Source organism: Lactobacillus sp. UMNPBX4 (assembly GCF_002554115.1).
In the GTDB taxonomy this organism is placed as follows: domain Bacteria; phylum Bacillota; class Bacilli; order Lactobacillales; family Lactobacillaceae; genus Lactobacillus; species Lactobacillus gallinarum.
Window position 1 is genome coordinate 1 of sequence record NZ_PCZF01000122.1, and the last position, 1,172, is coordinate 1,172.

The window sequence follows — 1,172 nt, forward strand, 5'->3', positions numbered from 1 at the left end:
TTCAATATACAGAATTTAATTTTCAAAAGTGTTCAATTTGAAATTGCAATTTTCGAAATTATAAAATTGGATTTTATTTTATCTTCCCGAAATATATTAAATTTAGAAAGAGAACTTTTATAAAAATATGAAAGTAAGAAAAGCAATAATCCCAGCAGCAGGACTGGGTACTAGATTTTTGCCAGCAACTAAAGCATTGCCTAAAGAAATGTTACCGATTGTCGATAAGCCTACAATTCAATTTATTGTTGAAGAGGCAAAAGCATCAGGAATTGAAGACATTTTAATTGTTACAGGAAAGAATAAACGAGCAATTGAAAATCATTTTGATGCTAATCCTGAATTGGAACAAGATTTAAAAGAAACTGGTAAATCAGAATTATTAAAGTTAACACAAGAAATTACTGACTTAGGAGTAAACCTTTATTACACTCGTCAACCACATCCTGCTGGATTGGGTGATGCTGTTTACCGTGCTCGTAGTTTTGTGGCAGGTGAACCATTTGTCATTATGCTTGGTGACGATTTAATGAAGGATAAAGTTCCATTGACTAAGCAATTAATTGATGATTATGGCAAGACTCATGCACCAACTCTTGCAGTAATGAAAGTTCCACATAAAGAAGTTTCTAAGTATGGTGTGATTGCTCCAGAAGGTAAGATTGCGGACGATTTATACAACGTGAAAAGTTTTGTTGAAAAGCCAGCCGTAGACAAGGCACCAAGTGATTTTGCTATTATCGGTCGTTACTTGTTAACTCCTGAAATTTTTGATATTTTGGAACATCAAAAGCCAGGTCGTGGTGGTGAAATTCAATTGACTGATGCCATTGATACAATGAATGCAACTCAACGTGTATTTGCTCATGTCTTTAAAGGGCAACGTTTTGATGTTGGTAATAAAGAAGGCTATCTTGAAACTTCAATTCAATATGGTTTAAAGCATCCAGAAACACGCGACGCTTTACGCAAGTATATTAAGGAATTAGGCAAGACATTATAATATGATATTAATCCATAACAATCTTTTATATTAAAACTTAATCTATCACCTGAAGTGGGTGATGGATTTTTTGTATGATGAAGAATAAGGATATGCTATTACGCTTACGTTTAAAGTAAGCGTCAAATAAAATAGTGTACTTAAAAACCGTCCCAGTTACTGTTATACT

1 protein-coding gene is annotated in these 1,172 nt (G+C 33.3%); it reads left to right on the forward strand.

Features of this window, described 5'->3' with window-relative positions:
- Nucleotides 1-127: 127 nt before the first annotated feature.
- Complete coding sequence (gene galU, locus CP355_RS09985) at nt 128-1,003, forward strand: UTP--glucose-1-phosphate uridylyltransferase GalU (protein WP_098044452.1); 876 nt, start codon at nt 128-130, stop codon at nt 1,001-1,003.
- Nucleotides 1,004-1,172: the final 169 nt, after the last annotated feature.

What these genes read in the sequence shown, in the direction of transcription:
- galU (WP_098044452.1), top strand. Translation starts at nt 128, where the DNA reads ATGAAAGTAAGAAAAGCAATAATCCCAGCAGCAGGACTGGGTACTAGA.